Source organism: Nocardia paucivorans NBRC 100373, assembly GCF_000308675.1.
Taxonomy (GTDB): Bacteria; Actinomycetota; Actinomycetes; order Mycobacteriales; family Mycobacteriaceae; genus Nocardia; species Nocardia paucivorans.
In genome coordinates this window covers 68,953-90,149 of the sequence record NZ_BAGE01000041.1, presented here as the reverse complement: position 1 = coordinate 90,149, position 21,197 = coordinate 68,953, and the positions used below count along the sequence as shown (strand labels likewise).

Sequence of the window (21,197 nt, the reverse complement as noted above, 5' to 3'; positions counted from 1 at the left end):
GCGGAGTTGTTGCGCGACCGTGAGCGACTGACCGCGATGGTCGCCGAACGTGGTGGTCGTACGGCAGATCCCGAACGTTTCGCGGTGGCGTATCTGGTCGGGGAAGCGTTGCGCGATGTGGTCGGTAGCCGACTGTACAGCTTGATGAACCCGCAGATGCTCGCCGTATACCGGCAGCTACCCGATCAATCCGGTGGTTTCAATGGATTCATAAGGTGGAAACAAAACCAATTCAGTCGAATATGTCGGGTTGATGAGTGTCGAGTCGATGTACGACTTGCGTTTCCCGAAGCATATGCGTTGTGTGCGTCCGGAAGTTCGACCGTCGCGCTGAGCGCCTTGAGAGATCTCCTGGTTCGCGAGGCCCGCACATCGGTTGCGGTCCATGGTGAGACTGCGGCGATCGAGGCGGTAGCGGATCCCGCGTCCCATGCCGAGAAATCGGATATTGCGTCGGCCGTATTCGGTGAAACACACGTGAGGTTGGTTGGATTCGCATTTCACGATGTGGTGCCCGTCGACAGGGTTCGTGGGTTGCAGCGGATCGTCTCGAAAAGGTTCCAGAACGATCCGGATGTCATGCCACTCGAGATCACCGCTGCAAAGGGGCCGGGACAGGCCGCAACCATCGCTATCGTGGACGAAGGAAATTGGACGGCTATCGTAATCGATCCGGATTCACTGGCTCGATCAGTGGATATGTCCCACGAAGTGGGAGAACTTGTGGCCATTCGTTGGATGAACGGGCCGCCCGATATCGATCCTTGGGAATTCTGGATCAATCACGAGTTCGGCCATGTCGCCCATTTTCCGGTACGGTCGCAAGTCAATCATCGGGCCGATGACGAACTGCGGGCTTGCTATCGATCGGAGCACGGTTTCGAATCGACAGAAATCATCGACGAGATCCACTACCACGAATGGTTGAGCGACCAATTCAGTTGGTATTGCTTTGCCTCCGATGGGACCCTCAACCTGGATGAGGCGTTTGCCGAGTCGTGGGCCGCTGTGCGGTATTACGGCCAGGGGACATCCGGTGAGCGTGTTCTGTATCGCCTGGTCGCAGAAGCCAGGGAGACGCTGGGGGACGACATCCTCGGCCGACCTGTGTATCCGCTCGGCCCCCATGAGTGGGCGGGAGGACGACGGCTGGTGGTGCGCGAGCACGGACTACTACCGGGGGGAGAGTTGGATGAAGTGCTGGCCGACTGGGGATTCGATGACATTTCCCCTCATATCAGAGACCTGGCCGGCCGTAGGGAGAACCCCGGGGTCATCATCGTCTCATCGGGCTTCGATTCGGATTCTCCGGTACTGCATATTCAGGGAGTTTCGTCACCGGATACGGAATGGCTGTCGGTGAGTGTCCGAGGCGAACGAAACAATCGCCTGTGGACGGTGGCCGCGGACCCGGATGGTGGGTCTGTCGATGCAGATGCTCCGGCGGATCATGCGCATCCGATTTCCTCTACCGTGCCGAATGCCCACCTGCACGCGATGATGGCGGCCACAGGACAATCGGAGCTCATACCGCCTTCCCAGCCGCCCTCCGCCGGGCCGGTCATCAAGGGCAGCGAGGATGGCACTTGGCATTATCGGCACGACTACGGGGCAAGCCCTGGGACCAGGCAGGGCATCAGGGCAGAAATCCGCAACGGCGTGCTGAGCTTCGATATCCACGCCATCCGAGGCAGGACACCTTCGGGACGTGCGATGTTCCGACAGATGGTCGCCGCGTTCGCCGAGGCCGGTGGCGAGATCCGGGCCATCTCGTCGAACTGGGTGCCCGCCGCCCCGGCCAACCTCGAGAAATTCAATGCCGCGCTGCGCCGTGGCGTTCCGATGGACGAAGCCGCGCGTACCGGTTGGACGTGGAAGATGGCCGGCGAGGAACTCGGGTTCGACCGGGCCCTGGTGGACCGCAAGAGGACGCTTTGGGCCGGTGACGGCACCGCTCATAGCGCGGTGGTCACCTTCTGGCGGGCCGATAGCGGGTTCGATCCGGCCACCTGGGGGTCGCGGGTCGGGCAGCGGATGGGTCAATGCGCGAAAACCCTGCGGTGGGTGTCGTGGATGCGTGCACTCGAGGCGGGTGATCTGGAGCGAGCGCGGCCGGTGAATCGGCTCGACGCGGGTCCGTGGGGCGAGCACTACGCGCGCCAGGTGCGGGCGGACTTCGATCCCCAGGTGTACGAGTCGCTCGACGACGCGGTGGCGTGGATCAGGGAAGAACCCGGGCGACGCGTGGAGGTCGCCATCGACGCGGTGAACTCCCGCCTCGGCGACACCACCTCGCATATGGTCGAGGTGCGTAACGTCGGAACGAAGGATAAGCCCCGCTTGGTGGTGGTCGACCCCGAACGCATCGGCCTCCGAGACCTGGAGCGGATCCAAAAGGGCGAGATCGTCGACCTGGAAGAGGTCGACTTCGATGAGTATGTCGCAGGCCTCGAACCGGTGGACGGTGAACCGTGGATCACGGTTATCCCGTATGCGGCGAACGGCCGCCCGGTCTTCGCGCTCCCTGAAGGGGATATGCCGGAGCCGCGCAATGGCCCGGTCAACCACCCGAACGGGCACGATGACCGCAACGGCGGATTCGCCGGTCAACAGGTGCGCCGCACCATCGGCCTGCTCGATGCGCAGGTTCGCGCGGTGGCCGAAGCCGCCTTGCTGCACGGCGAGTCGGTTGAGCAGATTGCGGACAGGACAGGCCGGTCGCCGAGCTCGGTGCGGAGCGCACTCGACCGGGCCCAGGTCCGGATACGGGAGATGGGAGCCCTCGTCGAACTGATCGATGAGACCGTGCGACTCGATCCGGAGCGTCTCGATGCGGCCATGGACGAATTGGTCCCGGACGAATGGGAAGCGTTCACACTCTGCTACCGGCAGCGGCTACCGCTGGAAGATGCGGCCACGCGAATGGATCTCGACCCCGAATCCGGATCCGTATCCGAATTGCTGCGTCGGGGCCTACGCCGGGTGGCCACTCTGCTCCAGGGCGAGACTCCGGCAAGCTCGCGGTTCTCCCAATCGGTGGTCAACCGTTGTCTTCGTCTCGATCCGTCGGCGGTGCGGGCCCTGGTGCCGCATCTGACTCCCGAGCAGGCAGCAGTCTTCGACTCGCGTTGCCTCCGTGGTGTTTCCACTCCACAGACCATGACGAACCTGGGAATCACACGGGGTGCCTACGCGAACCGGTTGAGAATGGCGGTAATCCGGCTGAGTGCCTGGTTGTCCGAGCCCGACAGCGCTCCACCGACGGACCTCCGGCTGCCACCTTCGGGAACCGATGCCAGAAAGATCCATGACGCGGCAGTACTGCTGGTGCGTGATGCCCACGAGGCACTACCTCGAGTAGTGCGGGCGGCAGTGCTCTTGCTGCCGGGCGACCACCAGTTGATCGCGGAATCATGGCTACGGGGAGAAGCGTCGGAGGAGGGCGCGGCCGAGACCATACGCCGGCTGGCGAACATCCTGACGGGGACGAAACGTCGGGTGAATGCCGATCGGCAGGTCGTCCTGGAGGCGCTGAAACGCCGAGACAGCCGGACCGACCGCGCGCTCGCGGGGCTGGGGGAGCGAGATCGAGAACTTCTCGCCCTGTTCCTCACCGAAGCCACCGAGGCGGAGATCGCCGCCACCCGCTCCCTTCCGCTCGAGGAAGCCGCTGCTCTCCGCGAGACGGTGCTATGGCGGGCGGCGGAGGCCGTCCGAGCCGAATTCGAGGCAGACCGGGATCCGAGGATCCTTACCGTGATGACTCGTGTCGCCTTGGACCTTGTCGACAGCTGGAACGAACGGCTGGCCTCACCGCTCGACCATCTGTACTGGTCCACCGCGATCCGCGAAGGCGCGGCGAACCACATTGTCGCGGACCGGCTCGAGCTGTCCAGGAACGGACTGGACCTTCCCAAGTACAACACGGTCCGAGCCCTGCTCGAGCCCTTGATCGGGCTCGAATCGGAGACCGGTATCGATGCGACACGGGATGGCGCGGAAGGCACTGCCGGCAGCGAGGGTTCGGTTGACCGTGTCGAGTTCACCCGCGCACCCGCGACGATGCCCACCGCCAACCGGATCCGTACCCTTCTCGAGCCGCTGCTCCCGCCCGGCACGAGCGCTACCGTCACCGCCGCGGTCACCCGACAGGTGGCGCGGGTACTGCAGTCGTTCGACGTTCGCGAGCGGTCGGATGTGACGATGTCCTGTGTGGACGCCGGCGACGGACCGGTGTTGCGATTGGAGGTCGGCCACGACGGCTCGGCCACGACCGTCGATGTTCCGCTGACCGATGAGGAGTCGGGTCGCGGATCGGGTTTCGGCGGCGGTGAGCGTCCGACACGCAGCGCCGAAGGCCACCGCACGCCGGACGGTCGGCGGCGCGAGGTCGAGGGCGAGGGCGAGGGCGAGGACACCGTGTTGCCGCTGTCGACGGAGGCGGAACGCAATCGGCAGCAAGGTCTTCCCGATGTATCGGTGATCGCCGAGTCCGAAGGTGTGGACGTCGATCTCCTCGCCGAGACGCGCGGCTTGGCGGATGCGGGGCATCGCATGGTGCGGTCGGAGCCGATCGAAGCCGGCGAAGAGAACACAGATCATCGGTCGTCGGCGTTCGAAGAAGGAGAACCGGGGCAGGAGCCACCGTTCTCGTGGCTCCCGTGGCATGGACGAGGGCGTGACGAGGACGAAGTATTCGCCGACCCGGATGGTCCGCTCGACGGTCCGGAGACAGTACGGGATCGAATCACCACTGTTCGGCATATTCTCGAAGGATTGGATCAGAAAAGACAGCGGCTGGTAGAGCAATTGGGGAACCGGCTGCCGAACGTGGAGTACACCCCGGCCGACCTGCTCGCGGCGGCTCGGGAGCTGACCGGAGCCGATCCATCCGTACGGGACGCGATGGCGCGACTCGCCGCCCTGGACGGTGAAACCGTCCGACTCCGCGACGAACTCACCGAGCTGGAGCGCGAACTACGGTCCGCCGCCCGCGTCGAGGGCATGGACGGGTCGAGCCGCTTCGGTGAGTCGGCCACGATCCGCCGTCGTGCCCATGAGACATCGCGGATGTGGGAGCTGCGGGACCAGATACTGGTGCGCGGGCCCGACGGCCGCTGGCACGGTGGCGATGATACCGACGCTGCCGCGACCGTGGAGGAGTTACGGTTCCGGGCCGCTCTGGAGCGGCTCGACGACTGCGCCGCACGGGCGATCGGTGAGCTGCGGATTCTGTTCGGTAGGAACGCTGTGGGCGTGGTGCCGGTGGGTATCGGCGGTCTCGGCGGGGCCACCCTGGCCGATATCGAAGGCGCTTTCAAACCTGCACCCGGCACGCCGTCGCCCCGGTTCCGGGTGGGGTCACGTGGCGACGTGGCCGCATGGCTGCGCCGTGAGGATGCCGAACCGGCGACGGTGCTACTGGCCGAACAGCACGGTAAAAGCGGTGTGAGTACGCATTTGAACGTGCTGAGCAACGATCTGGGCAAGATTCTGAAGGGTGTCGCCGAGCATTATCGGGGACCGGACCTGGCCGACGAGCTGTCTCGGATCCGAACGCGGTACGAGGCCGGCGAGCGGGTATGGGTGCTCGATACGAATACTCTCGAATGGGACGCCTATCCCGGTGGCCTGTCGATGTCGCCGGTGCTGGCATCCGGGGTGATCGCCCTCGACAGCACCGGATCGGAGGTGCTCGTTCCGGGGATGTCGATACCGCTCGGTCTCGGTGAGGTCCGAGCAGGTCGTGCGCCGTCGGATGACGACGGCGGGATCACGGATCCGCCGGCGGACCCCGGAGCCGGAGGCAGGCGCACCCCTCGGTTGGGCACCCGGATTCTGTCCGACTACTCGAGCGTGACAGGAGCCGACGATACGGGTCGGGGGAGCTGGGCACTTGCCCGAGCGACCGACGACGAGTTGCGTCGCGGTATGGAACGCTTCCCCGCCGATACAGAGGAGGGGCGTTGGCTCCGAGCGGAATATGGTGATCTCGACCCGCAGACGCGCGCCCACCTCTCGAAGAGGCTCGACCCCCGTGCGGAGTATCTCCGGGCGATCGTGCTACCCCAGTTCGCGGATGTTATGGCCGATATCGTATCGGCCCGTCCCGAACAGCCGATGGACGAGCTGCGTTTCGTAGAGCAGCTGATCGACCGGGCGCAACGTGACGATCCGGGACGGGTCGCGTCGGCGATGGACGAACTCACCCCGGATGAGGCGGACGTATTCAGGGCATGGCATCTGGAGCGGAAGTCGTTGCCCGAAACGATCGAGGCGACGGACCTGACCCGGCGAGCCGTCATGGACTTGTTGTGGCGGGTGTCTCGTCGGGTGGGGACGGTGATATCCACCGGTGAACCCTCCGCTGACCGGACCGATCAGGCAACCGTCAACCGGGAGCTGCGGCAGAACCGAGCCGGAGTGGAGCGGCTGGTCGCCCGGTTGAGCCCGCGTTCGCAGAAAGCGTTCGAGCGTCGGTATCTGCGGGGTGTGTCGACGAAGCGAACCGCCGATGCGCTCGGGAAAACCAAGAATGCCGTACGTAATGCGCTGGACGAAGCGGTACACGATCTCGCCGCGCTTCTGCGGAGCGAGCCGGACGTCTCGGACCCGAACGGTAATGCTCGACGCTCGGCCGCCACGAGGGCACCGGTGGCCACCGCCGATTCGACACTGGTCGAGCGGGCCCGCGGCGACGCTCCAGAGATGCTGGAATCCGTAATCGGTGATCTCCACGATCGGCACGTGCTCACCCCGATCGAGTACGGGTATCTGCAGCGATCGATCCTGCAGGAAGAACCGATGCGGCGCAGCCGGATAGCGATGGAGCTGGAGGTGAAGGAGGACGCCGTACAGAGGATTCGTCGACGTGCCTTCGAGAAGGTGGCCGGCGAACTTCGCACCCGGGGATTCCTGGTCACTGCAGACGATTCGGACCATCCGGATATCGGGCCCGACCCCGATCCTCGATTCGGGTCCCCCGCATCATCACCGGGTACGGTGTTCTTCAACGCTTTGGACACGGCCCGGCAACGGATGAGGGACACCGCCGTACCGGAAGAGACGGTTCCGACCACCTTGGAGAACCTGCGGAAAGCGGTCGGTGCGGCCGAACGGGAGCTCGAAGCGCGCCGCAAGGAATACGAGGCATTCCGGAAGGGAACACCGGACAGCAGCTACCGGCGGGAATCGGGTCTGGTCAGTGCGTTGCACGAGGCGGTCCACTCACCCGACAATGTCGCCGACCCGGCCATCCACATCACCGAACTCCTCGAACAGGCGGTTCCTTTCACCGAGATCAGGATGCTCGCCGAGGCGGTCGCCGCAATGGAAGCCGAATCCGCCGAAGCGATCGGTGACATGGAGCCTCACCCGCGGGACCCGATCCGGCAGGTGATCGCTCGGCGCGTGGCGGAGTTGCGTGTGGAGCAGGCGATACGGCGTCGTAAGAGGCTGCTGGAGGCGTTGGCCGCGAAAATCAACGACATCGCCGGATTCGACGGTAACCTCCCCGGCCCGCAGGACAACGAGGAGCAACGCCTGAATGCCGCCATGGCGGAAGAAGCGCGGCGGCAGGCCATCAGAACCGGTGTGCGCGGTGAGCACCCCACAGAGCGTCTTACGGCGGCGACCGATCGGCTCGCCGAGCTTGCGGCGTCGAACGGTATCTCGATAGATGATCTGGGCATTCCGGAAGGACAATGCATCCCGACGCTGCTGCGGCTACGCCAGGCGGCGGAAACGGAGAACCGGCACGATCGGGTGCAGAGCTTCGACGCGATGCTGTCCGTCGCCGCCACCATGACACCGGTGCTGTCGCCCGGCGTCGGCGGCGCGATGTACGGGACATGGCGGGTGCATCGGGGTGCTGTCGATCGGTGGAACGAATTGTGGTTGTGGCTCGGCGAGCTGAGAGATGTGTGGCCCGAGCATGTCGTCACCCCGACCGAACACCGCGACCGGGGGCGGGCACCGATGTATTCCCGCAATGCGCAGGCGATCGACAAGCTGCAATCATGGCTGGCCGGCGAAGTGTACAACCGTTTGCACGACTCCGACTTGGATGTGTCGGTGCGTATCGAGGGTCGCTTCGGCGAGCGTACTCTCATCGCCGAGGTCGACAGTCGGGACCGGTCGGCGCGGTTCACGGTCCACGAGTCCGCCGACGGCAGCGCCTATGAGGGGATCTCCGCGCCGAGTACCTCGGCCGAAGCGAACCGCGGCGCCGATGCCGGACCTCGATGGAGCGGGGTCGGTCGGTCGTTGCCCCCGTTGACCACCCAGTACTCGTTCCGTCCAGGTGACCCGAACGCGCCGTGGTCTATTCCGACGAGCCCTCTGGATTCGACCGGTCCGGTTGCGATCGAGGACGGTTCGGCGGAGTATGCGGCCGAACCGGTGGTGGTGCAACAGCCGATCACCACTATCGAAGATGTCGAGCAGGAAAGACAGCGGTTGCTGGAACTGCTGCGGGAGCGGTGGCCGAACGCGGCGGAATACGACACACCGGCCGAACTGCGCGCGGCGGCGGGGGAACTGACCGGGGCCGATACGGTCGTCCAGGACGTGATGACGCGACTGATTGCCCTGGATTCCGAAATCGATCGTCTGCGCGAGTTGTACCGCGGACAACGGCCCGATATCTATGGTGACGAGTTCGCGGAGGAGCCGAGCGGTTCGTATACCTTGCCCCCGATGCTCCTGCGGGCCGAGGAGACACCGCGGATGCGGGAGCTGCGGGAACAGATGCGCGGTGTGGTGTCCCGTGCTCGGTGGTATCGGCCGAAGTCCGCCGACAGCGAATTCGAGGTTCTCGAATTCGACGACGGATCCACGGTGATACGCAACAGCTACCGCGACGACTTCGGGGACCGCGACCCGCTGGAACGGGCCGATGCCGTCGAACTCGCCTCGCGCATCGGCGCGGCGATGGGGGCACCGATACCTCGATCGGAACGCGGTGGCCGATGTGCGGACGCAGCGATCACCTACTCCGCGTACAATCCCCGACCGGATGGGTGGCAGGCGCTTCTCGGCCACGGCCCGGAGAAGTGGGCCGAGTATTACCGCAATACCGAGGACGGCCTGCTGTTCGGGTTGTTCGAAGTGGCGGTGGGGATCGTCGGTCGGCATGTGGGCAACCGTCGGCTGCGCGGATATCGCGATCAGCTCGCCGAATACGGTTTGGACCGCGCGTGGAGCGATAGCGATGGGGAGTCGGGGCTTTTCACGAGCATTTTCGTCGAGGCGGGGGCCGACGGTCCGGTTTTCCGCGACCATCCGTTGAGCCAGGAGTACATGCGGGAGTGCATTCTCGCGGTCGAAGAGCTGCGGCCGCTGTTCCAGCGGCGCGAATGGGGTGACCGGTTCGAACAGACGATGACCTCGCTCGAACAGATGTACAACCATGCCCAGGACACCATGGGGCGGATGCCGAGCCCGCGGAAGGCTCACCGGCCCGATAGCGCCAACACGCTCCTCGACCTGATGGCCGAATACCGGGCCGAAGCCGAAAAGCACGGCCTGATCGACTTCCTCGACGCTCTCGAACCCGACGTTCTCGGGCCCGATGCGGTCGGAGAGGTATCCACGCCCCCCGCCGGAGAGGGTGGAGAGCGCGGCAACGGCTGGTCGCGGCGTCGGGTGTTGAAAGTGGCCGGTGGTGTCGCGGGTGTGACCGCTGCGGTCTCGTACATGGGCTCGATCGACGACAGCGCCACTCCTGAGGTGGATGTCGAGAAGGCGGTGACCGAGGCGTTCGGACCGGAGGTCTATGCGCTGGTCGAGAAGTCTCCGCTGCTCGTCTCGAGACTGACGGAACTACTGGCCGACGGCTGGCAACTCGCCTACAGCGACCGTGTGCCCGAGACACAGAGCAGCGACAAGCGCGGATGGATCCGTGTCGACAGCGAGGTGGCGGGGGACCCGGAGGCCACGACCCGGATGCTGGCTCGTGCGGTCGGTCGGAGGAGCGGGCCCGATGTCACCATCACACCGCCGACCGATGACGACACCCGGGGACAGTGGGTTCGACGGTATCTGCACCAGGATTTCCTGCGCTGGGCCGAAGGGGAATTGGTGGCCTTGGCAGCCCGCCACGAGATCATGGAGCGCGGTGGCGCCGATATCGGAATGGAGTATCCGGAGTTCGAGAGGTTGTATCTCGCCCACCTCGACGATCGCTTCACCTGGGAGGAGGTACGCGAACGTATCGCCGATATCATGCTCGCCCGTAAGGACGATCCGCTCTACCAGGCCCGATTCGAGCACTTCACCAGGTTGTGGTTCCAGTTCCGCGGGGTCGTGACCGGCCTCGGTTTCGAGGTGGACGAGCTGGTCTCTCGTTCGCCGTCGATGGTTCGAGTTCTGAAAGACCTGAAATCCCTGGGCTGGACATTCGAGTACGGGATACCCAAAAAGGCGCCGGTGAAGTCCGCCCATCTCGATCCGCACTACCACGTGAACCACGAGCAGAAGAAGATCTATATATCCGGCCACCTCGACGGCAACGCTGCCCAGGCCGTCTATGCGCTCGCGCAGGCCTCCGTATGGGCGACACGAGATTCCGCGTCCCCGGACGTGCCCGAACCGCGGGAACCGCGGATGTCCGAGGACGAGTGGGTAGCACAAGAAATCCAAACCGTACTCGAGTCCTGTGTGGAACCGCTGTTGATGTCCGCTTGGGTCTGGTGCGATAACGCCGAGGCAGGATTCACGATCGACTACTACACCCGTGCGCACCTGGGATCGAGCCGGATCGACTTCGGGGAACGCAGGCTGGTCTTCGGCGTGCGGCGAGGAGATATCTCCTGGCAGGAAGCCCGCACACGCCTCTTGGAGAACATACTCGGCGACACGAAATCGACGCTGTATCGCGTGTACTCCAACAAGCTCCGGACCGCCTGGGAGAACAAGGACCCCGGGCAGAAGGATCCCGGGAAGAAGGGCCCCGGTAAGGGGGATCCCGAGGAGCTCGACGAGAACGCCTCCGGTGGAAACAGTCTGCCCACATCGGATCATGGATCCGACACCGCGGAGGCCTCCCGGCCGCTCGACGCCGGACCTCGACTCGCACCACTCGCGGCGGTGCTCGGCGGATTCGCCGACGACGCGGACAACGATCCTCCGTCGGAGGCCGATATCGCGCCGCACGGCGCGGGGGGGTCGACCCCGGAGAGCGTCCCGGAGAACGTCCCGGAGAACGTCCCGGAGAACGTCCCGGAGAACGTCCCGGAGAACAAGGCCGTTCCCACCTCCTCCGAAATGTGGACCGATACCGTCGAAACTCCTGATGGGTTCGAGATATGGGTGCCGTGGGGAGAGCGACGCAGAATCGGCCCGGACATCGCCCGGCAGGCCTCATACGGTGTCGGCGCCATGCGGATCGTCGTACGGGCGACGGCGGACGGCAAAGCGGTGGCCTTCGACGACCCCGGTGTCACCACGAGCGAGGGCAAGAGGCAGATCCGTGACCTCGACTACGAACAGGTGGTCACCGAACACGAACTGATCCCCGTCACCGAAGCGGTGCGTGCGGTGGCCGACGCCGGTATCGCACCGATCCTGGCGGTGCCGACCATGCCGGCGTTGGAGGCGGTCGCCGAACTGTTGAACGACATGGAGGGCTGCCGCTATCGGCTCGAAAGCCCCGTACCGACGGTTCTGGCGGTCGCGCGCAACTACGTGGCGACCGGGCGGATGCCGGCGCCGGCGGACGAGTATCTACACGTGGCGTACCAGCCGCCCGGCTATGTGCTCGCGCTCACGAGCTTCGCGCACGAGCACCTGAACGAGGAGGAGTACGCCGCCCTGGAGTCCGAGATCGGCTCGATGCTCGAGCCAGGCGAGGTGATCGAGGAGCACCGCCGGCGTGGCGGGGGCCGTGTACTGGTGTCCGTGCATGTGGATCACCTCGACGAATACCGCGACAGCGACCCGCAGTTGCGTGAGCTCCTCGATGGCCCCGATGTGGACATCCTGCTCTATCCCGTCACGGACGCGGATGCTTTGCGAAAAGCGGTCGACGAGGGTGCGATGGTCGCCTTGTTACCCGATACATTGTCGAAGCTCGGATCGGGTCTGTCCGTCGACGACAAGACGCGGACGGGGAGAGTTGCGCAGGCCGACGACACCATTCCCGATGGGCCCCTGGACAGGGCGCTGAGGCGTTGGGAGGAATTCGACGACCGGCAGCGAGAATCCGTCCGGGCCGTGGTCCAGCGCACAATGGAATTGGGTGGCGATCGGGCCTATATCGGAGGAGACGGTGCCACCTTACACGCGTTGATCGCGAATTCCGCGGGGCTCGAGGTGCGGGTGCACACCCCCGATAGCGAGGGGAATCGGAGCCGGATCACCATTGGTCTTCGATGGGACATCGAAAACATCATCGACCTGGCCGCCTCACTCTGTGAGGTCGCCATGGCCGGGTGGCCGCGGCCTCGAATCGAAGAATCCGTCACCGATCTGCGCATCGCGCTGCACATGCAGGAGCACTCCCGCACCGGTGAACCGGCGAACGGACGACCCACTCGGCTGATCCTCACCGAGTCCGGCCATGAGGTGACCGTGACCCTGAGCACGGAGCTGCAGGAACGATCGTGGTCGTACACGGTACGCGACTCCGCGCCGCAAGAGGACGACATCGATTCCGCTTCGAACGGAGGTCCCTTCGTAGAACATCGAACGATCTCCACGACCGACGGGCACGACGCACCGGGCTCGGCGACAGCGCTCGAAGGAACCGCGGGGTCTCCTCCTCGGGACACCGAATCCATACCCGGAGGCCACGGAACACCGAAAACTCCTCGGCCCCCCGGCAGGCCGCAGGAGTCCGATATCGCGGAGTCGGTCGAGACGGCGCCGAGTGCCGCCGAGGCGGAGGACGGGCTTCGACAGGACGAGGGATCGATCTCCGCCGGCATGGAGATAGCACGACGAGTGCTGGTCGAGCGGTTGGTGGGCACCACCGCCGAGTGGTTGTCGGAGAGATCGTCACCGGGCGGCGACCGCGATGTGGTCGGGGCAGCGCCCCGTGACCGGGACATCTCCGACGACGACATAGCCCATATTCGTGACGACGTACTCTCCAGCGAACGGAGATCGGCACGGGCGGGGTGGCGCACCGACCGCTGTCTGTTGTTCCGGGGAAGCGACCTGAGTCCCGAAGAGGTTTTCGAGCGGGGAATCCGGCGCGGCACATCGTCGGAGCCGTTTCCGCGGATGTGGTCGTGGCCGTCCACGACCCGACAGTTCGGAACAGCGGGAGAGTACGGCCGTGCGGGGGCGGTGCGTCGTATCTATGTGATCGATGCACCCGGCGGGTTCGTCGATCCCACGGAGAACGACCCCTTCCCGTTCGTCGTGGCGTTCCCCGGCGGGCTCGACCGACGATTCGTCGCCGGCTGCTTCGACATCCCGGAGCGTATGTGGCCCGGCGTCCGGTCTCGTATTCGGTCGTCCGAGGCCGACACCGATGAGACGGCGCACGAGCTGTCGCGATACTGGGTCCCGAACCGGAATTACAACCCGGACGGCATCGAGTCGGATCCACCGCCCGAAGGGGTGCCGAACTCCGCCATTGTCGACAGTGACGGGTCGAACCGGTCGAGGGATATCGACGATATCGATGCCCGAGAGCGACCGACCCACGTGACGTTTCCGGCCGAGCCGGACATCGACGACGTCGGGTCGCGGGTGGGGCGCCTCTTGCCGGATTGGTTGACTCGTGAGCAGACCGCAGCAGCCGTGCGATGGGTGGAAAAGGTTGTCGCGGCACGTGGTCACGCCGGAGATATCGAAGTCTCGGTGGTCAAGCACGAATCGGGTGGGGAACGCGCCATCGACTTCACGGTCGTGGAGAAAACCCCGTTCGGCGATGCGAAACACACCGTGCACTGCGAATATCGGCAGGATCGACCGCAACAGGTGAGTGAGCGGCACATCCTGACCGGCAGATCGCCCGTTCCGCTGCGGGATCTCCTGGTAACGCACGGGTTCGGCGATATCGGCGACACCGTGGAAGCCATGGTGCAGGATACCGCGGCCACAGAGACAGCGGTGACCGTGAGCGGGCAGATCGACGCGTTGCCGCTGACCGTCCAGTTGTCGGTGCCGGGCGGCCGACCCGTGCCCCGGATCGATATCTTCGGTCGGCCCGGAGAGCGGCAGATCAGGGTCTCGGTTGCGGTGTCCGGTGTGGATGCCGCCGCCGCCCGGTGGGGAATAGCCTATCAACTGCGCAACCTTGCCGGCGCTCTTTCTTCGGCGACGAATGCGTTGCCCGAGGCCGTGGAACATGCCGTGGCGGTAGGGGGTGCGCACGGAGAGGTGGTGCTTCACGGCAATGAGACGAGCGGAGTGATCACCATCGGTGATCCGGGTGGGAACAGTAGTCGCCGATTCCCGCCGGTGCCCGACTCCGGATTCGACATGTATGCCGCACTCGATGACGACGCCCTGTGCGATGTCGAAGTACGCGATGGCCGCGGATTCGACGATGTGGCGGGTGTACTCATCGATTCCGGGTACGGTGATATCGCCGACCCCTGGCCGGAGCGGACCGAGCCGGCCCGGATCACCCGATGGCTGAACGAGCTGTTCGGAGCCGGCCACGGTCGAGTTCGGGTTGCCACCTCGCCCGGTGTTCTTCGGATCGAGGTGATCGAGACGGGCGACGGCCCGACCACCCGCACCTTCCTCGGCGTGTTCGGTGAGCGCGGCGGCCGACGCCTGCACTATTCCTGGGTGCGGGACGGGCTCCGCGGCGGGGTGAACGGTGTCGTCCATCCGGATGGGGTCCTCGAGTACGGGGTAGCGGTGTCGGCCGACCACCGGCAGATGATACGGGCGATGCTGAAGGCGATAGGCGACCGGGTCGGGGAAATCCATTGCCGGTGGGACGGTGAACACAACACCGTGGACCTGGACCATTTCAATCGCCAGATCGCCGCCGGGCGGTCGTGGGACGAAGCAGCGCGCGGCACCGCCATCGCGACCGTGGCGGGCGAATTCGGATTCCAGGGTGTTCACGTACTCGAGGTGGTGGGCGAACCCGGCGAGTACTCCGGCGTCTTCGCGCTCATCGAGCGTTCCGATGGACCCGGACGACAGAACGACGGCACCGACCTGCCGAGTCCTTCAACCGATGGTCCGCCTCCGGTATCGAATCGAATGGCGGCGGGCCGCGAACGACGGTCACAAAAGCCCGCCGAAGATCCCACCGACGAGACCGAAGAGAGCAATGGAACCGGCCGGCCGGATCGGGACGGACCGGGTACGCCGGCAGTGAAACGGTTGGCGGAGAAATACCCCCGGATCGAATTCCACGGAGTCGGGCCACAGCTATCCGAAATAGTGGAGAAGACCGCCGAGCTCGTCGAGCACTGGCTGGCGCGGTACGGACGTCTGCTCGATCTGACGGACATCCGGTTCGACCGCGCGGTTTCCCATGTCGTCGGCGCCGTCTGCGACTTCGAAACCGGGAACGGAAGGATGTGGGTGGAGGAGATCCGGATCAGCCCCAAGATCGCCCCCGCCGATCTGTCGCCGGCACTGACAACGGTGTTCTGTGACGCCTTGATCTACACCGGGCGGTGGCGTGCCGCCGTTGCGGCCGACGGCGCGCTGCGGGAATTCTACGAGGCCGAGTACGGTCCGATCGTCGCGGACGAGGATGAAATCCGCTTCCAGGAATGGAAGGAATACGAGCAGCTGTCCGAGCGGTGCTTCCTCCGGGACGGCACCTTGCACGGCACGGCCGCGTTGCGGGAAGCGTTCGAGATGGTGGAACAGCATCCGCAGCGGGCCACCGACGCGCATCGAATCCTGCATCGCCTCCTCGTGGAGACAGCGCAACAGTGGTGCGGTTATCGCGTTCCCGAGGATCCGTCGAATCCCAACCGGCGCTATGCCGACGAGTTGGCCGCCGCGGCCGGACTTACCACCTTCGGACTCGAGATACCCGGGCTCGACCCCGATATCGTGCGTGAATTCGTCGACTGTCTGGGCGCGGCGCTGCCCGAGCATCCGGATACCGATCTCACGGCCTTCGGTATCGCACCGTTGTCCGACATCGAGGACGGTCGCCCCACCATCGCCATGGTGCGTCCGGCAACGCTGGGGTCGAAAATGGAAATGGTGGTGAACGAGCGGTTCGCCGTCGACCCCGACTACCTGAACGCCGTTATCACGGCGGACCTGTGGGAAGGTATCGAGCCCGACGCGGACCGGACGAAAGCGCACCCCATGGACCCCGGCCGGTACGGTCGATACGTCGGCTTCCATCCCGGGAGGCCCGGGCAGGCGGTGCGGTTGGGCGTCGAGCGCGAGTTCGCCCATGTGGTGCGACCGTCCTCACCCGAGGAAGATCGGTTACAGGCACTGCTGCCCCTATCCGGGAACGATTTCCGAACCTGGGCGCAGGGGCTGTCGCCGGCTCGGGCGGAAGATGTGCGCGAACTGCTCGTCGAGTGGGCCGTGGTGCTGAACGCCCTGTACAACACCTTCCTGACCACATGTGAGGACCCGACCGTCACATTTCGGACGTGGCTGCACAGCCAACTCAGTGGATACTCCTTCCGCAACGGACATCTCCACATCGCGGAGGCCTATGCGGAGGCCCGCGCGGCGGTGCACCTCGAGGGGGTACACACCACCCCCGGTGAGCGGGCACTGGTATCCGCTGTGGAGGAGTATCTCCGACATCGCGGTGGTCGGACCGTCCGCCGGTCGTCGACACCACCTCGTTCGATCACCGGGGCAAGCGACTCGGCAGGTTCGTCGGAGCCGGGTGATGCGGTGGTCGATCCCGTGCCCGGCGGCGATGACGTGGACCCGGGTCGATGGAACTATCGGGTGGAAGAATTGATCACCGAACTGCGGATCGATCGGGATCTGCGGGCCGGTGACGCCTGCCGGGCCGCCGTGCTGGCCGTGCTCGATTTGAAAGCTCCCGAGGAGGTGCCGAGAGTACGGGTTTCCTCCCGAGAGGACGGCGACACGCTGATCATCGAAACGGATGCTGCGCGTGTCGAGATCGACGCGCCCACCCACACGGTCGAGCTCGAGTTGACCGTCGACGACTCGACGGATGCGCGTCTGGTCAACGATGTGGTGCGGTCCCTGCTGGGCCTGCGTCGTGCGGAATGGAACCGAAAACTCGATCTTCTGAAGCCGGGCACCCGCAGCGCTGTGGAATGGGATGGGCAACTTCGTCTCTGGAAATGGAGCGAACTGCGCGACAACAGGGGTGACAACCGGACCCCTCATATCGTCACGGATGACGACCGGCGGTGGTTGCGTGGATGGATTTCGGCCGCCTTACGGGCGGGTAGTACGAGCGAGACCGGATCGACCGTCTCCGTAGTCGTCGACGCTACGGGCGCCCACGTCGATTTCCGGGAGAATCAGGCCGTTTCGCCGTGGCACAGACTGAAGGTTTCGCATACGGACGAGTGGCGGGCTTCGTGGGCTGTGCCGGGGCGTGCCGGCGATGCCGACGGCCCTGTACCCGGGCCGAGGCCGATGGACGCGAAAACCGTGCACGAGATCGCGGTGACCGCACAGCTGGGCAAGGCATGGGGTCGGAAGTGGCCGAAGGGTCTGACCATCGGCGATCCGGTGCCGGACTGGTTCTTCCTGCTGGGTCGTGGACATTTCGGACGGGTCCAGGCGACGCTCGACGATTCGGGTCGCCGCCATCTCGAATTGGAATTCGATACCGCCGACCCTGGTCTGATGGTATATCGGGACAGGAGCCTGTCGTTCGACGAGCCGCCGGACAAGTGGCTGCTGTTGGAGAAGGTCGGTCGGCAACGCGAAAAGATCGAACAGGACCTCGCCGGACTTTCCCGGGAGTTCGGGACGGGCAGCACGACCTCGCTTCTCCCGGACGGGGGGCTCATGGGATGGGTCACGGAGTACAACAGGGCTCGTCACGCGCTCCCGTCCGCGGTAACGGAATTGGCCCGTGCCCGTCGGCAGCTCCAAAAGTGTGTCGAACGCTTCGAAGGCGCGGAGCCCGGTGAACATCTTCCGGAGTCCATGCTCACCGAAATCCGGGATATGGTCACGAAGGCACTGGAAGATGCGTGGAATACGGTCGACCAAGAGGCAGGTGTGGACCGGTCGAGAACCTACGCCGATATCGAGAGCGAAATCTATCGTCTGACGGCTGTGGCCAACGACCTGGGCGGCCCCGAACTGGCGGGGGCGCTGCGCGAGCTGGCCGATCAGCGAATGGAGTTGTTCGGTTGTACCCAGCAGGTCCTGAACCATCGGATGAGGCGAGACGACGCGGCGCTTCTGATCGTTCGAACCGGGGTGCGGTTGCGTCATGTCGAAACCTTTTGTCGGGCAATGGAACTGGAAGACCCGGACGAGATCGGGAAATCGCTGCGGTATCTGGAGGATTCCCGCGAAGCCGAGAAACTGCTCACCATGCGAATGCGGGAGATGGAGCGGCAACGGTGTCGAGAACACCTCCGTATGCTCGAGGCCTTCACCGAAGTACTGCTATCGGAGGATCGTCGAGCGGATTCCGCGAACGGACCCGTCGGAGAGGTGAAACGTCTCATCGACCGCGCCGACGAGCTCGGTGAGGACTGGGTGTTCGATCCCGGGACACCTGGCGGGTGGTACGGCTGGCACCTTCCCGCGGTGCGTGATGCCACCGATCCCGAAACCATGCTCGACTGGCTCGCCCTGGTCACACCGGAAGGTGCCGAGGTTCCGCTGTACCTGTTCACCCGGAAGCAGCTGGAGGTGGTCAAGGACTACATCTGCCGCGATCAGCGCGTACGCGAGGAACAACTCAAGAACCTTCTCGACGACCGCGGCAGGCAGCACTTCCGAAACAGCCGCCTCGCGCGGATCGTGCAGGCCCGCGAATCACTGCGGGGGTACTTCCGGCGCGGACAGGAGGAGCTGCTGGACGACGAGGTGCGCGCACTCTGGGCGGCGAGCGATATCGCCATGGAAATCCGGGCCGGAGCGGACAGTTCCCGCGGGTTCGTCATCGACGGGAAGGAATTGCTGAAGCCAGGGTTCGGGAAATCGTCCCGATTCCACGAGGAGGCATCCGCCAATCTCCGGTGGCGGTTCCGGATGCGACTGGCCGAGTATCTGGAGGATCACAACCCCAGGAAGGTGTCGGATCTGCTTCATGATCGCACCCGGCTCGTGGATGAGGTGATCGGCCCGGCGGTCGCCGATACCGCAGGAGCCTACTATTCCGCGATCAGGGATTTCACCCGATACGATCCCGAGGCAGGTGAAGCGTTCGACGGAGAGCGTTCGGCGGCCGAGACCGCGGCCGCGCAAATCCGCGATGAAGTGCGGGAACGCTATGGCAACCTCGGACGGCATCTCGAAAAGATGCGCGATCGGGCCGCAGCGGAACTCGCCGAGGCCTGGGGGCTGACCGACCTGACCGGTGACCGGCTCGAGAACGAGATCGCCCACATCTTCGAGCGAATGGAGATCGAGATCGCCGAACCCGTGGCGGAAGGTGATCCCGACTTCTTCCGTTCCTTGCTGGCCGGTAACCTTCTCCGGGCCCGGTTCCCGGAGATCGAATGTGTGGGCCCCTACGGTTCGTTCGCTGCGGAACGGTTCCTCGCCGCGTTGAAGGAACTGGATGAGGATGCGCAGCGGCAGCTGTGCGACACGATATGGGAACTCCTCGATCCGAATGCGCGGGATGAGTTCTACGAACGTGATGATTTCCCGGGGTCGGTGGATGAACTCGACGGTTCCGGGCGGCACGAGTTCTGTGTTTTCGCGCTGGAACGGTTGGGTTCGCGGACGGTGGATGGTGAGCGATACAGCGCACGGGAGCAGGTCGTCCAGGCCGCCTCGAGACTGTTCGACACCGATACGTTGGCGCAGCTTCGCCGGCTCGCATACGAGGACCTGCGAAGGTACGGCCCGTACGCTTCGGTGGCCGCCCCCCGTGATGTCACCGAGGCCGATCTCACCACGTATATCGCGAACGCCCCATTGGAGGAGCGTTTGGGTGCGGAATTCGACGCGCAACTGTACGAGGTGCTGCAAGGCCGCGCCCATATCGTCCTGCTGTGTGACCCGCTGCACGAGCTGGGGCCGGACCGGGAACGCCTCGGGGACGTTCTGGTCGACAAGGACGGCAAGAAGAAACTGTTCCTGCAGAAAGGCAAGGACGAGAACGGCTATACCTGGACCCGTGCCGCACTCGAGTTCTTCGTCCGTTGGCAGCTCCATATGGAGTCGCTCGGGATCGATCGCAAGAATCTGCTACTGATCGATGAAGGAAACATCGTCGTCGAGAATTATGTGGAGTTCCTGATACAGGAAGCGCGATACAACGACGGGTTGTCCACCTTCTACAGCTGTACCGACCGGGCGGATCAAGAACAGTCGGCGGACCGGGGACACCAGTTCCTGCCGAGCGGGCACGGGAAGTATACCCATCCGGGCAAGTGCCCAGATTGTGGGCAGACGATGAGTTTCTTCGTCCGCCACGCGGACGGCGACACGGAGATCATCGAACCGCAACGTCCCTCGTGCGAAGGGTTCGACGGCGCCAAGTTCACCAGAGATGGAAACGACGACGACGAGCCCTTGCGACGCAATCTGAATGCCGAGCATTACCTGCATCTCGAGCGGACACTGCGGGAACAGATGAAACATCCCCGGGCGATAAACCGGGCACTCGGCATGTCTCACAATGCCGCTACCTACTACGGCAACCGGGACGCGGCTCCGTCCGATCGGGCATACATAGCGGCGATGAAGTACGCCCAGATTCGGAAGATTCGGCAGACATGGATGGATATGAGGGTAGATGTCGAAGATCCGGCCGCCCTCACGAACCTCGTGCTCGAGTTCGGTCATTTCGCGGGCCAGGGCGAATTGGGTCGAGCGAAGAAAGCGGTCAAGGTGAGCCGTACGGGCGAAGGGGAGAAGGGGAATCGGCAAGGCGGCAAAACCGGTGGTGAACGGAAGGCGTGACCGGCGGGCTCGGCGAACATAACGGGTTCCGGGGCACTGTGGTCGACGACAGACCCGTCGAAGAGGTCAACCGGATCATGAACCGGATCATGAAAGAGGGTGATGTGCCCGCTGATTCGCAGATCCCGTCGCGGCCCGTTGGGTGCTCCGATATTCGGCATCTGCACCGCGGTGGCGCCGTGCCGATCGGCGTGAGGGCGGGCTGA

General features: G+C 64.7%; 2 protein-coding genes (1 of these 2 running past the window's edge). Both read left to right on the top strand.

Annotation, left to right across the window (positions count from 1 at the left end):
- Window positions 1-20,991, top strand: the 3' portion of a protein-coding gene (locus tag ON32_RS11930) for a WXG100-like domain-containing protein (RefSeq protein ID WP_157224175.1). The gene continues 12,867 nt to the left of window position 1, outside the view; the window shows 20,991 of its 33,858 coding nt (coding positions 12,868-33,858); the start codon falls outside the window, past its left edge; its stop codon occupies window positions 20,989-20,991.
- The gene (locus ON32_RS29590) at window positions 20,988-21,197 is read left to right on the top strand and encodes a hypothetical protein (protein WP_040790945.1); all 210 of its coding nucleotides are present in this window, start codon (window positions 20,988-20,990) and stop codon (window positions 21,195-21,197) included. Before ON32_RS11930 ends, ON32_RS29590 begins: the two co-directional genes overlap by 4 nt.